The sequence below is a fragment of the Erythrobacter sp. SN021 genome, assembly GCF_021864455.1.
In genome coordinates this window covers 661,346-674,939 of the sequence record NZ_JAKKUW010000001.1, presented here as the reverse complement: position 1 = coordinate 674,939, position 13,594 = coordinate 661,346, and the positions used below count along the sequence as shown (strand labels likewise).

General features: G+C 62.5%; 19 protein-coding genes. 17 read left to right on the top strand and 2 right to left on the bottom strand.

Annotation, left to right across the window (positions count from 1 at the left end):
- Positions 1-16 precede the first annotated feature (16 nt).
- The 17 genes from rpsN (at position 17) to L5849_RS03180 (ending at position 12,266) form a co-directional block, all read left to right on the top strand.
- Positions 17-322: a 30S ribosomal protein S14 gene (rpsN, locus tag L5849_RS03260; RefSeq protein WP_067690105.1), complete on the top strand. Its 306-nt coding sequence runs from the start codon at positions 17-19 to the stop codon at positions 320-322.
- An 11-nt stretch (positions 323-333) separates the two neighbouring features.
- A complete protein-coding gene (rpsH, locus tag L5849_RS03255) occupies positions 334-729 on the top strand; it encodes a 30S ribosomal protein S8 (protein WP_115417098.1) in 396 nt (131 codons plus the stop codon).
- Positions 729-1,262: a 50S ribosomal protein L6 gene (gene rplF, locus L5849_RS03250; RefSeq protein WP_115417097.1), complete on the top strand. Its 534-nt coding sequence runs from the start codon at positions 729-731 to the stop codon at positions 1,260-1,262. The genes rpsH and rplF overlap by 1 nt, the downstream gene beginning before the upstream one ends.
- A 1-nt stretch (position 1,263) precedes the next feature.
- Complete coding sequence (gene rplR, locus L5849_RS03245) at positions 1,264-1,608, top strand: 50S ribosomal protein L18 (RefSeq protein WP_236924408.1); 345 nt, start codon at positions 1,264-1,266, stop codon at positions 1,606-1,608.
- Positions 1,608-2,435, top strand: coding sequence for a 30S ribosomal protein S5 (rpsE, locus tag L5849_RS03240; RefSeq protein ID WP_234041428.1), 828 nt, complete (start codon positions 1,608-1,610; stop codon positions 2,433-2,435). Before rplR ends, rpsE begins: the two co-directional genes overlap by 1 nt.
- A 5-nt stretch (positions 2,436-2,440) precedes the next feature.
- The gene (gene rpmD / locus L5849_RS03235; RefSeq protein ID WP_115417095.1) at positions 2,441-2,626 is read left to right on the top strand and encodes a 50S ribosomal protein L30; all 186 of its coding nucleotides are present in this window, start codon (positions 2,441-2,443) and stop codon (positions 2,624-2,626) included.
- Between the two features lie 257 nt (positions 2,627-2,883).
- Complete coding sequence (rplO, locus tag L5849_RS03230; RefSeq protein ID WP_115417094.1) at positions 2,884-3,408, top strand: 50S ribosomal protein L15; 525 nt, start codon at positions 2,884-2,886, stop codon at positions 3,406-3,408.
- A gap of 105 nt (positions 3,409-3,513) precedes the next feature.
- The gene (gene secY / locus L5849_RS03225; protein WP_115417093.1) at positions 3,514-4,878 is read left to right on the top strand and encodes a preprotein translocase subunit SecY; all 1,365 of its coding nucleotides are present in this window, start codon (positions 3,514-3,516) and stop codon (positions 4,876-4,878) included.
- 31 nt (positions 4,879-4,909) lie between these two features.
- Positions 4,910-5,557: an adenylate kinase gene (locus L5849_RS03220; RefSeq protein WP_115417092.1), complete on the top strand. Its 648-nt coding sequence runs from the start codon at positions 4,910-4,912 to the stop codon at positions 5,555-5,557.
- 65 nt (positions 5,558-5,622) lie between these two features.
- Positions 5,623-6,264, top strand: coding sequence for an SRPBCC family protein (locus tag L5849_RS03215; protein ID WP_236924407.1), 642 nt, complete (start codon positions 5,623-5,625; stop codon positions 6,262-6,264).
- Positions 6,265-6,596: 332 nt separating this feature from the next.
- Positions 6,597-6,965, top strand: a complete 369-nt coding sequence (rpsM, locus tag L5849_RS03210) for a 30S ribosomal protein S13 (RefSeq protein ID WP_115417091.1) — start codon at positions 6,597-6,599, stop codon at positions 6,963-6,965.
- A 56-nt stretch (positions 6,966-7,021) separates the two neighbouring features.
- On the top strand, positions 7,022-7,411 hold the full coding sequence (gene rpsK, locus L5849_RS03205) for a 30S ribosomal protein S11 (protein ID WP_006831904.1): 390 nt from the start codon (positions 7,022-7,024) through the stop codon (positions 7,409-7,411).
- A 107-nt stretch (positions 7,412-7,518) separates the two neighbouring features.
- Complete coding sequence (locus L5849_RS03200) at positions 7,519-8,574, top strand: DNA-directed RNA polymerase subunit alpha (protein ID WP_115417090.1); 1,056 nt, start codon at positions 7,519-7,521, stop codon at positions 8,572-8,574.
- 227 nt (positions 8,575-8,801) lie between these two features.
- Entirely contained in the window at positions 8,802-9,221 is a 420-nt protein-coding gene (rplQ, locus tag L5849_RS03195) for a 50S ribosomal protein L17 (RefSeq protein WP_115417089.1), read from the top strand.
- 90 nt (positions 9,222-9,311) lie between these two features.
- Positions 9,312-10,664 (top strand): serine hydrolase, encoded by a 1,353-nt coding sequence (locus L5849_RS03190; RefSeq protein ID WP_236924406.1) that lies wholly within the window; start codon positions 9,312-9,314, stop codon positions 10,662-10,664.
- A gap of 133 nt (positions 10,665-10,797) precedes the next feature.
- Positions 10,798-11,376, top strand: coding sequence for a hypothetical protein (locus L5849_RS03185; protein ID WP_236924405.1), 579 nt, complete (start codon positions 10,798-10,800; stop codon positions 11,374-11,376).
- A gap of 116 nt (positions 11,377-11,492) precedes the next feature.
- The gene (locus L5849_RS03180; RefSeq protein WP_236924404.1) at positions 11,493-12,266 is read left to right on the top strand and encodes a hypothetical protein; all 774 of its coding nucleotides are present in this window, start codon (positions 11,493-11,495) and stop codon (positions 12,264-12,266) included.
- On the opposite strand, the gene L5849_RS03175 is transcribed toward L5849_RS03180, so the two are convergent.
- Both L5849_RS03175 and L5849_RS03170 read right to left on the bottom strand, forming a co-directional pair.
- Complete coding sequence (locus L5849_RS03175; RefSeq protein ID WP_115417086.1) at positions 12,263-12,883, bottom strand: trimeric intracellular cation channel family protein; 621 nt, start codon at positions 12,881-12,883, stop codon at positions 12,263-12,265. The genes L5849_RS03180 and L5849_RS03175 overlap by 4 nt on opposite strands.
- Positions 12,880-13,584, bottom strand: a complete 705-nt coding sequence (locus L5849_RS03170) for a PepSY domain-containing protein (protein WP_115417085.1) — start codon at positions 13,582-13,584, stop codon at positions 12,880-12,882. Before L5849_RS03170 ends, L5849_RS03175 begins: the two co-directional genes overlap by 4 nt.
- Positions 13,585-13,594 lie beyond the last annotated feature (10 nt).

Sequence of the window (13,594 nt, the reverse complement as noted above, 5' to 3'; positions counted from 1 at the left end):
GAGGAACTTAAGTCCAATGGCGAAACTGAGTTCGATCAACAAGAACGAGCGTCGCAAGAAGCTCGTCAAGCAGTATGCGGACAAGTACGCGAAGCTGAAGGCTATCGCGAACGACGAAAGCCTCGACGAGAGCGAGCGTCTTATCGCGCGCCTCAAGATGGCGGAACTGCCGCGCAATGCGAACCCGACCCGGGTGCGCAACCGCTGCTCCACCACCGGCCGCCCCCGCGGCTACTACCGCAAGTTCGGCCTCAACCGCATCGAACTGCGCGACCTCGGCAACAAGGGCCTGATCCCAGGCCTGACCAAGTCGAGCTGGTGAGGTAAAGACAGATGGCTATGACCGATCCCCTGGGTGATATGCTCACCCGCATCCGCAACGGCCAGCGCGCGAAGAAGGACAGTGTCCTGTCGCCCGCCAGCAAGCTGCGTGCGAACGTTCTCGAAGTGCTTCAGCGCGAAGGCTACATCCGTGGCTACAGCGAAGACGCTTCGGGCAAGCACCCCGCGCTGCGGATCGAACTGAAGTATTTCGAGGGCGAACCTGCGATCAAGCATGTCGCCCGCGTCTCCAAGCCTGGCCGCCGCGTCTATTCGGGTTCGAAGGAACTTCCGATTGTGCGCAACGGCCTCGGCATCACCATCGTCTCGACGCCCAAGGGCGTGCTTTCGGATGTCGAAGCGCGTACCGAAAACGTCGGCGGCGAAGTGCTGGCGGAGGTGTTCTGATGAGCCGCATCGGCAAGAAGCCGGTGGCGATCCCTAGCGGCGTCACCGCCAATATCGACAACGGCACGCTCAGCGTGAAGGGTCCCAAGGGTACCCTCAGCATGGGCCTGTCCGACCTGATCGAGTACAAGCTCGAAGACGGCGAAATCTCGATCAAGCCGGCCAACGACACGCGCGCCGCTCGCAACCACTGGGGTATGCAGCGCACGCTCGTGTCGAACCTGGTCGAGGGCGTGACCGAAGGGTTCACCAAGGTCCTCGAGATCAACGGTGTCGGTTATCGTGCGCAGGCGCAGGGCAAGAAGCTCAAGCTTCAGCTCGGCTTCTCGCATGACGTCGACCTCGACGTGCCGGAAGGCCTCGAGGTGAAGACGCCCGACCAGACGACCGTCGAGATCAGCGGTATCGACAAGCAGGCCGTGGGCCAGTTTGCGGCGAACGTCCGCAAGTGGCGCAAGCCCGAACCCTACAAGGGCAAGGGCATCAAGTACCGCGGCGAGTATATCTTCCGCAAGGAAGGGAAGAAGAAGTAAGATGGCAAAGCTCTCTCTCTTTGAACGTCGCCGTCGCCGCGTCCGCACCGCGCTCCGCAACGTGTCGGGTGGCAAGCCCCGTTTGTCGGTGCACCGCACCGGCAAGCACATCTACGCGCAGATCATCGATGATACGGCCGGCAAGACCGTTGCCGCCGCCTCGACGCTCGGTGCCAAGGGCTCAGGCGCCAACGTCGAAGCCGCCAAGAAGGTCGGTGGCGACATCGCCGCTGCTGCCAAGAAGGCCGGCGTGACCACCGTCGTGTTCGATCGCGGTGGCTTCCTATTCCATGGCCGCGTCAAGGCGCTGGCCGACGCCGCTCGCGAAGGCGGGCTGGAGTTCTGATGATGGCTGACGACAAGAAAACCGAAAACACCGAAGCCGAAACCAAGGTCGAGGAGACCAAGGTCGAAGCGACCGAGGCAAAGGCCGAGACCGAAGCGGCCGTGACCAAGGAAGAGCCGGCAGTAGCCGATACTCCCTCGGAAGCTGCTGCCAACCAGAGCCCGGCTCAGGGTGCCGAAGGGCAGCCGCAGCAGCGCGAAGGTCGTGGCCGCGGTGGCCGCGGTGGCAATGATCGCGGACGCGGTCGTGGCGGCCGTGACAATCGTCGCGGTAACCGCCGCGAGGAAGAAGACGACGGCATCATCGAGAAGCTCGTCCACATCAACCGCGTCAGCAAAACGGTGAAGGGCGGTAAACGCTTCGGTTTCGCTGCACTCGTGGTTGTCGGTGACGGCCAGGGCCGTGTCGGCTTCGGCAAGGGCAAGGCCCGCGAAGTTCCCGAAGCGATCAGCAAGGCGACCGCCGCTGCGCGCAAGAAGATGATCCGCGTCGCACTGAAGGAGGGCCGCACCCTCCATCACGACGGCAAGGGCCATTTCGGTGCCGGCAAGGTTACCGTCCGCACCGCGCCTCCGGGTACCGGCATCATCGCCGGTGGTCCGATGCGTGCCGTGTTCGAGAGCCTCGGCGTTGCCGACGTGGTGACCAAGTCGGTCGGCACTTCGAACCCCTACAACATGATCCGCGCCACTTTCGATGCGCTGACCAACCAGACTTCGCCGAAGTCGGTAGCTCAGCGTCGCGGCAAGAAGGTCGCCGACCTGCTTGGCCGTGGTGGCGCGTCGGAGGCAGAGGCTGAAGCCGACGCCGCCGCAATCGCGGAGTAATCGAGATGGCCAAAGCGAAAACCATCAAGATCAAGCAGATCGGCTCGCCGATCCGGCGCCCGGAAAGCCAGAAGAAAATCCTGGTCGGCCTGGGCCTCGACAAGATGCATAAGATCGTGGAGCGGCAAGACACCCCCGAGGTGCGCGGCGCGATCGCCAAAATCCCGCATCTGGTGACCGTGGTCGACTAAGGCCGCTTCACAAGATTGTGGACAGGAAAGCCCCGGCCCGCGTGTCGGGGTTTTTCGTGCCTTCAGGGAGCGGGTGCTCGATATGTCGAGCCCAAGGATCCGGCGCACCGGGAGCGCGGTTCGTCCCTGACCCAGGATATCCGTCGGCCGCTTGGCAAATCAAGGGTCGACATAGGGCCAGAATCCGACTATCGGCGCGCACTTCCCAACAGCGCGAACCCCGTTATGGGGCGTTAGAAAGCGAAAGCGAGTGCACTATGAAACTGAATGATATCCGCGACAATTCCGGCGCACGCAAGAGCCGCATCCGCATCGGGCGTGGCATCGGCTCGGGCAAGGGCAAGACCGGCGGCCGTGGCCAGAAGGGCCAGAAGAGCCGTTCGGGTGTGGCCATCAAGGGCTTCGAGGGCGGCCAGATGCCGCTGCACATGCGCCTGCCGAAGCGTGGCTTCAACAATCCGTTCGGCAAGGATTACGCGGAAGTGAACATCGGCATGGTCCAGAAGTTCATCGACGCCAAGAAGCTCGACGGCAAGAACGTTGTCGACCACGAAGCGCTGAAGGCTGCTGGCCTTGCGCGTGGTGGCAAGGACGGTGTTCGTCTCCTCGGCAAGGGTGAGATCAAGGCCAAGGTCAGCTTCAAGGTCGCCGGTGCCTCCAAGGGCGCCATCGAGGCGGTCGAAAAGGCAGGCGGCAAGGTCGAAGTGATCGCTGCCGACAAGCCCGAGCACGAAAAGAAGGCTGCTCGCGCCGAAGCCAACAAGGCTGCGAAGGCAAAGTAAGCGGGAAAATTCGGGGAGCGGGGTTCGACATTCCGCTCCCCGCTTCCTATCTAGCCTTCCTGTGCCGGGAGGGACCGGCGCCAATTCAGGATTGAACAGATTCCCATGGCATCACGCGCCGACAATATCGCGAGCAACATGAGTCTCGCTAATTTCTCCAAGGCCACCGAGCTGAAGAACCGTATCTGGTTCACTATCGGTGCCCTGATCGTCTTCCGCTTCCTGAGCTTCGTTCCGCTCCCGGGTGTGAACCCGCTGATCCTGAGCGACCTCTACGATCAGACGCGCGGCGGCATCCTGGACATGTTCAATACGTTTTCGGGCGGCAGCCTGGAGCGGATGAGCCTCATCGCGCTCGGCGTCATGCCTTACATTACCGCCTCGATCGTCGTGCAGTTGGCCGCGGCTCTCCATCCGACGCTGGCCGCGCTCAAGAAAGAGGGCACCGTCGGGCGGCAGAAGCTCAATCAGTACACGCGCTATGGCACGGTGTTCCTGTGCGCGATCCAGGGCTGGTTCCTGGCATCGGGACTGGAAAGCTTCGGGGCGCAGAGCGGGATGCAGGCGGTGGTCGATCCGGGCGTCATGTTCCGCGTCGGCGCGGTCATCAGTCTCGTCGGCGGCACGATGTTCCTGCTGTGGCTGGGTGAACAGATCACCAGCCGGGGTATCGGCAACGGCGTTTCGCTCATCATCATGGCGGGCATCGTGGCCCAGTTCCCGACCTTCGTTTCGAACCTGGGTTCGGGCTATTCGGAAGGTTCGATCGCCACCGGTATCATCGTCGGCCTGATCGCCATGGTCGTGATCCTGATCCTCGTGATCTGCTTCATGGAACGCGCGCAGCGCCGCCTGCTGATCCAGTATCCCAAGCGCGCGACGCAGCGCGGCATGATGCAGGCGGATCGCTCGCACTTGCCGCTCAAGCTCAACACTGCCGGCGTTATCCCGCCGATCTTCGCCAGCTCGTTGCTGCTGCTGCCGCTGACGATCACGCAGTTCGCCGGTAATTCGGTCGATACCGACACGACGGCGGGCGGGGTGCTGCAAACCACGCTGCAATATCTGCAGCATGGCCAGCCCCTGTATATGGCGCTCTATGCGCTGGGCATCATCTTCTTCTGTTTCTTCTACACCGCGATCGTCTTTAATCCGGAAGAGACCGCGGAGAATCTGAAGAAGAACGGCGGCTTCATTCCCGGCATCCGTCCGGGCAAGCGCACCGAGGAATATCTTGATTACGTGTTGACGCGCATCACCGTGATCGGGGCGATTTACCTGACGCTTGTTTGTGTGGTGCCCGAATATATGATCGCGCAGACCGGCGTGCCGCTGTTTCTCGGCGGGACCAGCCTGCTCATCGTGGTGAATGTGACGGTGGATACCATCAGTCAGATACAATCGCATCTGCTGGCACACCAGTATGGCGATCTCATCAAAAAGGCGAAGTTGAAGGGGCGCGTGCGTTAAGGCACAGCAGGCGCGAAGGGGACTTTACGCTATGGACATTATCCTCCTCGGCCCTCCGGGCGCCGGCAAGGGAACACAGGCGCAGCGATTGGTCGAGCACCATGGCATGCGTCAGCTTTCGACTGGCGACATGCTGCGCGAAACGCGCAAGGCCGATACCGATCTGGGACGCAAGGTTGCCGACATCATGGATTCGGGCGGTCTGGTCTCGGACGAGATCGTGTCGGCAATGATCGACGCCAAGCTGTCGGACATGGGACCCGAAGTGGGCGCGATCTTCGATGGATATCCGCGCACTGCCGCGCAGGCCGATCAGCTCGACGAAATCCTCGCCAGGCACGGGCGCAAGCTCGACCACGTGATCGAGCTCGAAGTGGACGAAGACGCGCTCGTAGAGCGTATCACCGGCCGGTTTACCTGCGCCAATTGCGGCGAGGGCTATCACGATGTCTTCAAGCAGCCCAAGCAGGAAGGCGTGTGCGACAAATGTGGTTCGACCGAGTTCAAGCGCCGCCCGGACGACAATGAGGAAACCGTCCGCACCCGTATGCAGGAATACCGTGGGAAGACCGCGCCGATTCTGCCGGGCTACGAGGCGCGCGATATCGTGACACGGGTCGACGGCATGGCCTCGATCGAAGACGTCACCCAGGCAATCGACGCGATCCTGGCGGGCTGATCCTGTCACTTTCAATGCGTTCCGGCTTGCCCTAGGACCTCTGTCCGTCAATGGAGAGAGGTCTTATGCGTCGTCCCGCCACCGTTTTTGCATTAGCCGCGATGGTGGCTGCCGCCCCGCTTTCGGCGAAGGTAGCCGACACGAGCGCCAACGGCTTTGTCACACAGAACGTTGCCGAAGTTGCCGCGACGCCGCTGGAAACCTGGCTGGCGCTGATCAAGCCGGGTGACTGGTGGAACGATGCTCACACATGGTCGGGCGATGCCGCCAATATGACGCTTACGCCGCAGGCGGGCGGCTGCTTTTGCGAGCGTGTCCCGGGCGAGGATCGTGAAGACGGTTTTCCCCTGGACGGCAGCGCAGGGCACATGTCCGTCATCCAGGCCTATCCGCTCAAGAGCCTGCGCATGCGTGGTGGCCTGGGGCCGCTACAGGGTGAACCGGCAACAGGCGTCCTCACGGTGACACTCGAGGAAATCAATGGCGGCACGCGTATTCGTTGGGAATATGTCGTGGGCGGATATCTGCGCTACGATGTCGAGACCATCGCCAAGGCTGTCGATGGCGTGATGAGCCAACAGCTTGCGGGGCTCCGCGATCATCTCGGTGCTTTGGAGGGTGAGGCATCGGAGCCGGAGCCGGTCGAGGATCCCGAAGAGGAGCCCAGCATCGAAACGCAGATCGACGCGCTTCAAGGGGCGGAATGACCGATGTTGAACGGAACGCTCGCGCTTTTCGTTGAAGGAGCAGTGGGGAGGTTTTGACCCCATCCGCACGAAACGCTACAAGGGTTGCATCATCTGGCGAGCCGCCCATATCGGCGGTCTCGCCACCTTGTGTGCGCTCGGTGGTTGACGCGGCCAGCGAATCCTCCTAAGCGCGCGGTTCATTCGACATTGCGGTGAGTCCGGCAGGCGGCAGCCATTTGCACGCCATCCGGGCTTTTTGCGTTAGGCAGGCTGCCGCATCCGGCGGATGAATTGAGCGATGAGATAGGGAAAGCCGGATAGACCGGCCCCTGTGGAGCATGGAGAAGTAAGTGGCTCGTATTGCCGGGGTAAACATCCCCACCAACAAGCGCGTTATCATCGCGCTCACCTACATTCACGGTATCGGCCGTACCAAGGCCGTCGAGATCGCCGACAAGCTCGGCATCGATCACGCCGCGCGGGTTCAGGATCTGTCCGACGAGGAAATCCTGCGCATTCGCGAAACGATCGACGAAGAGCATATGGTCGAGGGCGACCTTCGCCGCGACACTGCGATGAACATCAAGCGCCTGATGGACCTGCGTTCCTATCGCGGCCTGCGTCACCGTGCCGGTCTGCCCGTTCGCGGCCAGCGCACTCACACCAACGCCCGTACCCGCAAGGGCAAGGCCAAGCCGATCGCCGGCAAGAAGAAGTAAGCTTCGGCTCGTCCGTACGCTTTTCCCTTCTTGATAGACTGTAAGGAAGATACACCATGGCACGCGAACCCGGCCGCGTTAGGCGCCGCGACAAAAAGAACATTTCGAGCGGCGTTGCGCACATCAACGCCAGCTTCAACAACACGATGATCACCATCACCGACGCGCAGGGCAATGCGATCAGCTGGTCCAGCGCCGGCATGATGGGCTTCAAGGGCAGCCGTAAGTCGACTCCCTATGCCGCGCAGGTCGCCGCCGACGACGCAGGCCGCAAGGCTGCCGAACACGGCGTGCGCACCCTCGAAGTCGAAGTGAAGGGTCCGGGCTCGGGCCGTGAAAGCGCGCTGCGCGGTCTCGCTGCAGTGGGCTTCACCATCACTTCGATCCGTGACGTGACGCCGATCCCGCATAACGGGGTCCGTCCTTCCAAGCGTCGTCGCGTCTGATCCGTACCTGCCTGGCGGTCCGGTAACGGGCCGCCAACACCCTCTCACGGACCGGACGCTCTATCGAAGAGCGCCGGTCCTGCCCGCATCCGAACCAGGGGATTTTTATGTCCGTCAACATTAAGAACTGGCAGGAACTCAAGAAACCCAATGTCCTTGATATCAAGGAATCCGGCGATAAGGCCCGCAAGGCAACCTTCGTGGCCGAACCGCTCGAGCGTGGCTTCGGCCTGACGCTCGGCAACGCTCTGCGCCGCGTGCTCCTGAGCTCGCTCCAGGGCGCCGCGATCACGTCGATCAAGATCGAAAACGTGCTGCACGAATTCAGCAGCCTCGCCGGCGTGCGCGAAGATGTGACCGACATCGTGCTCAACGTTAAGCAGATCGCGCTGAAGATGGAAGGCGAAGGCATGAAGCGCCTGCAGCTTTCGGCCACCGGCCCGGGCGAAGTAAAGGCTGGCGACATCGCCGTTTCGGGCGACATCGAGGTCATGAACAAGGACCTCGTGATCTGCCATCTCGACGAAGGCGCCACGCTCAACATGGAGCTGACCGCCGACACCGGGAAGGGCTATCGTCCGGCCGTCATGAACCGTCCGGCCGATGCGCCGATCGGTCTCATCCCGGTCGACAGCCTGTACTCCCCGGTCCGCCAGGTTAGCTACAAGGTCGAGAATGCCCGCGTTGGTCAGGAGCTCGACTACGACAAGCTCTCGCTGACCGTCGAGACCGACGGCACGGTCACTCCGGAAGACGCCGTGGCTTATGCCGCGCGCATCCTTCAGGATCAATTGACGCTGTTCGTCCACTTCGAAGACGGCATCCCGCAGCCGACCACGGCCATGATCGGCCAGGCCGCCGAGCCGCAGGAAAGCGACACCAACCAGCTCAACCGCTACCTTCTCAAGAAGGTCGACGAGTTGGAACTGTCGGTCCGTTCGGCGAACTGCCTCAAGAACGACAACATCATCTACATCGGCGACCTGGTCCAGAAGACCGAGGCCGAGATGCTCCGCACGCCGAACTTCGGCCGCAAGTCGCTCAACGAGATCAAGGAAGTCCTTTCCTCGATGGGCCTGCGCCTTGGCATGGACATCCCGGGCTGGCCGCCGGAAAACATCGAGGAAATGGCCAAGAAGCTCGAACAGGAGCTGCTGGGTTAATGTGATCCTCTCCCGGGTGGGAGAGGATACGCAGTCTTGCGAGCTTGCTCGCTAGGCGAAGTTGGAGAGGGGGTGCGGCTCCGCATGCCCCCTCTGCTGCGACTAGGCAGCAACCTGCCAAGTCTCGCTTTCTCTCCCGAGATGGGAGAGAGGTTCCCGGTCGAACATCAATCGACCAGAATTGGGCTACCTGAAACGGGCCCCTTACGAACGAAGGACAAGATACAATGCGTCACAAGATTTCCGGCCGTAAGCTTCAGCGCAAGACCGGCCACCGCAACGCGATGTTCCGCAACATGGCTGCCGCGCTGATCAAGCACGAGCAGATCATGACCACGCTGCCCAAGGCGAAGGAAATGCGTCCGTACCTCGAGAAGCTGATCACGCTGGCCAAGCGTGGCGGCCTGTCGAACCGTCGCCTCGCCATGAGCCGCCTGCAGGACGAAACCCAGCTCAAGAAGCTGTTCGACGTGCTGGCCGAACGTTATGCCGACCGTGAAGGCGGCTATACCCGCGTGATCAAGGCCGGTTATCGCGCCAGCGACGCCGCCCAGATGGCCGTTATCGAACTGGTCGACCGCGACGAAGACGCCAAGGGCCAGGATTCGGGTCCCGTCATGAACGACGAGGACATGGAAGAAGCGTAAGCGATACCATAACCAGACAAGCGGGGCCGGGAGGGAGACCTTCCGGCCCTTTTGTTTTGCGCGTGGGAGAAGCCGTGCCACAAGGCGCGGATGATCAGACATACCTTGGCAGCCGCAGCGCTGCTCGCCTCCGTCCCGCTCGCCGCGCAATCGACCACGCAAGACGAAATCGAAGTGCGCTACGACCGTGCTCTCGCGGCAGGTTACAAGGCGCTGTTCCTGTGCAGCGCGATTGCCAATGCCGAACGCAACGGAGCGACGCGGACGCCCGAAAGCGTCGAGGCATGGGAACTAACCGGCATCCAGGCGCCGCTGAACAGCATCATCGATGACCTTCCCTACCGGATCCACCGCGATGGCTCTGGGGAGCTTCATAGCGTCTCGGTGGAATGGACCGACGACGCTCTCCCGCGCATGGCGGTGCATAATTCGCGCAGAGGGTGCTCGCAGCTTCCCATTGGCGGCGCTCCCTTGCCGATTGTCACGAAACGCCCCGCGCTCCAGCGTGACCGTGCAGCTCTTCTCGCCCCGGGCACGACACTTTCGGCGAGCTTCGCCAAGGCTTTCGGCTCCACTTACGGGGAAGGCACGCGTACGACCGCCGTGCTGGCGATGCGCGATGGACAAGTGCTGGGCGAGGTCTATGCAACCGATTTCGGGCCTGCGGTACCCCAGCGTACTTGGTCGGTCGCCAAAAGCATCGCCGCGACCCTTGTCGGCGCCGCGGTACAGCGAGGGCAGGCCGACGTGGCGAATCGGGCGGGGCTTGGTCTCGGTTTGAACGATCGGCGCACAGGGATCACGATCGATCATCTTCTGCGGATGGCTTCGGGCCGTTATTCGGACACGCCGGGCAACCGTACCAATCCTCTCTATTACGGCGGCTCGACGGTAGCGGAGACGGCACTGCACTGGCCCTTGGTCCATGAGCCGGGCCAAGTCTTCCGCTACGCCAACAACGACACGCTCGCCGCGATCAAGGCGATCGAGGAAGCTCTCGAGGAACATCCGCCAGCGCAATTCTTCGCGCAGTTGGACATGCGCGATACCGTCGCGGAGACCGACTGGCGCGGCGATTACATTCTTTCGAGTCAGGTCTGGTCCACCGCGCGCGACTTGGCAAAGCTTGGCCAGCTTTATCTCGATGATGGGGTTTTACCGTCGGGTGAGCGTGTCCTGCCCGAAGGTTGGGCGAAGTATGTTTCGTCCCCTTCCGGCCCCCAGCCCGACGGCGCTTTCGGGTATGGAGCGGGCTTCTGGCTGCTCAACAAGTCCGAGGGCGTGCCTTCCGATACATTCGCGGCCATGGGGAATCGCGGGCAGTTCATCGTGATCGTCTCGAGCCTGAATACGGTCATCGTCCGGCGGGGCGAAGATGCCGCCGGGCACCGCTTCGATATCGCCGGTTTCACGCGCGATGTGCTTGAAAGCCTTGGGGAATAGACGTTCAGAAAAGTCCCGGTTAAACTGAATGCTTCCTGTAACCCAAGTTCAGCGTGACCTCACGGCGACTCACCTAGAACGCTTCTCACAGCCAAGGCACTCCCGCCCTGGCCCCGATGAGGAGGACCTCGAAATGAAACTGTTCACCAAGACGTTCGCGAAGGGTGGGATCGCAACGGCTGCCGTCGGCGCGATGGCGCTGGCTGGAGCTACCCCCGCCCATGCAGGCGACCGTGACGATGATGGTATTTCTGTTGGCGACGTGATTGCCGGTGCCGTTATCATCGGCGGTATCGCCGCCGTCGCAAGTGCGGCCAGCAAGGATCGCGATTATTACCGTGATGGCCGCTATTATCGTGACGGGCGCTATTATCGCGATGGCCGTGACTACCGCCGCCACGCCTACGCGCGCCGCGGCAATCCGCGCAAGGCAGTCAACCGCTGCGTCCGGGCCGCTCAGCGCGATGCGCGGCGTAGTGGCTACCGCTACGCCCAGGTGACGGACATCCGCGATGTGGACGACACGCGCTATGGCTGGCGAGTCAGGGGCCGGATCGTGGTCGAAGGAGAGCGTGGCTACTATCGCAGCAATTACGATCGCCGGGGCCGCTATGACCGCGATTATCGCGATCGCGATCGGGGCAAGTTCACCTGCTATATCGAGCGGGGGCGCGTCGCCGGGGTCGATTTCCGCGGTATTCGGGGGCTTTAAGTTCGGCGTTACCCGAGCACCATGGGCGGTTCAGGCAGTATTTAGCCTGGACCGCCTATGCTTATCGGAATGTCAATCATGCGCCTTGGTGGGGGCGCCAAACGGGGTAACGGACCATGCCGTCCAAGCAATCGCTCTTAGCCGCACCAGCCATGCTCGCAGTGCTTTCCCTGACCACCGCTCCGGTTCAGGCCGCCGACCTGCCTGGGCCAGGCGTGCCGTCGACTGTCCACGTCGCGCCCGCATGGGCGCCTGGCGACGATACGGCTGCCAAGCACCGTCGCTATCGACACTATCGGCACCACCGCCATCGCGGCATTGGCGCGGGCGATATTCTCGCTGGAGTTTTGATCATCGGCGGTATTGCCGCCATCGCCAGCGCTGCCGAGAAGTCGCGCGATCGCTATCCCCGCCGCGAGACACGCTATCCGCAGCCACGTCGGGGCGATTACCGCTATAATGACGGGCGCGGGATCGACCGCGCGGTGACGATGTGCGTGGACGAGATCGAGCGCGATGCGCGGGTCGAGACGGTCGATCGAGTCGATCGCAATGCACGCGGGTGGAGCGTTACCGGCACGCTGTTCGATGGCCAAGACTTTACCTGCTCGATCGGAGAAGATGGCCGGATCGAGGCGATCGATTATGGGCGCGGTGGCTCGGGTTATCGCAGCGATGCATGGGATGGCAGAGAGGCGGGCGATTTCGATTATTCCGCGCGTGCTGAAGGCGCGGACCGCCAGTATGGCGACGATGTCTATGCTGCCGCGCGCGCCCGCACGGGCACCGTCCAGCCTTCCTATCCCGGTGGCCCTTTGCCTGGCGAGGACGATGGACAAGTCGATGCCGATATCGAATTCGGCACCGGCTATCAGGGGGCGGGGACCTAATCCCGCTTGTAGGCGGGAAGCGCCAGGTTCCATTGGATAGCAGCGAGGCGCAGGCCGAAACCTGCTCCCGTCGCTGCGACCCAGACCCACTCGCGGATGATCCCGGCCCAATCCCCGATCACGGTAACCGAGGCGGAAAGCGCCGCCGCAGTCACATACAGTTCGGGCCGCATGAGGATCGACGGTCGGCCGGCCAGAACATCACGAATGATCCCGCCGACGCAGCCGGTGATGACGCCCATCAGCGCCGCTGGAATTGGTGGTAGGCCGTATTCGAGCGCTTTGGCTGCGCCCAGCACGGCGTAAGCGGCGAGACCGAGGCCATCGGCGATCGAGAGAAGACGACCTTCCCACCACCGGGTGGGCGTGAACCAGGCGAACAGCGCGATCGCCAGACACACCCCGGCTACCCAGGCATCGTGGATCCAGAAGACCGGCGCACCGATGAGCAGATCGCGCACCGTCCCGCCACCGACACCCGTCAACAGTGCGAAAAAGGCCAGCGTGACGAAGGTCTGGCGTTCTTTTGCGGCGACCAAGGCGCCGGTCAGCGCGAAGATGGCCACTCCGGCCAGGTCCAGCCAGTCCAGCAAGGGGGTGAGCACGGCAGCGTTCATGTGGCCCCTCCGACGCGCGCCTTGCGGCGGCGAAACATCAGGATGGAGCCGAACATCGCACCGATGACAGACAGGATGGCAAACAGGATCAGGATCGGGTGGCTGGTGTCTTCACGCGTTTGCAGATCCATGATGTGCAGTCCCCAGGCGATATCGAAAACTCTCCACCAGCGCGTGCGCACCGCTTCGATCCGTCCTGTCTCGGTGCCGACATAGACATGGGTCCCGTCTTCCAGCACGACCTGCCAGACCGGCACCGGGCGGCGGAAGTCGAACGGGACATTGGCGGCCTCGAAGCGTTCGGTTCGTGCGACCTTGTCACCACCCTCGATCCCTGCCGCCACGATCAGCCGTGCCTCGACATCGGATAGCGGCCCCATTGTACTGCCATCGGGGCGAAAACGGGCAATGGTGCCGTCCATATAGGCGATCCGCGTGATGGTCTCGTCGCTTTCTACCTGCGTCGTGACCGAGCGGACAGGCTTGGTGCTTTCGGCCGGTAGCGAGACGGCGATTTGCGTGTCGGCGGGCAGGGCGCGTTCGGGCACTTCCTTGCGCAAATGGTTGCCGCGCACTTCCTCGATCGGCTTGATCACCATCACGAGACCGGTCACCGTCCACATCAAGATGGGGAAACCCACCAGCCATCCCAGCCATATATGCCATTTGGCGAAGCGCTGCATCACGCTCTGATTGCCCATTGCCGTCGTG